Origin of the sequence: Neisseria sp. P0022.S009 (assembly GCF_051956675.1) — a bacterium.
Lineage (GTDB): Bacteria > Pseudomonadota > Gammaproteobacteria > Burkholderiales > Neisseriaceae > Neisseria.
The window spans coordinates 1-255 of record NZ_JBQCXE010000104.1 but is presented as its reverse complement, the minus strand read 5'-3'; the positions used below and the strand labels follow the sequence as shown (position 1 = coordinate 255).

The following is a 255-nucleotide window of genomic DNA, read 5'->3' as shown; positions in this document are numbered from 1 at the left end:
CACAGAAACCTGCGTTGTATGAAACCAAAGAAGCAACCGCAAACAGCCGTATCAACGCCCGTTTGCCTTACGTCTTCCTGCTTTCCCGTTTGGCGCACTACCTCAAACTGATCCAGCGTGAAAACATTGGTACCACCAAAGACCGTCGCATGCTTGAGTTGGAACTGAATACTTGGATTAATACCCTGGTAACGGAAATGACCGACCCGAGCGATGAGTTGCAGGCCACACATCCGTTGAGAGAAGCAAAAGTAT

At 49.0% G+C, this 255-nt stretch carries 1 pseudogene; it reads left to right on the top strand.

Features of this window, described 5'->3' with window-relative positions:
• Positions 1–14 precede the first annotated feature (14 nt).
• Positions 15–255 (top strand): annotated as a pseudogene (locus ACTHUG_RS11645) (type VI secretion system contractile sheath large subunit); the annotation flags it as partial.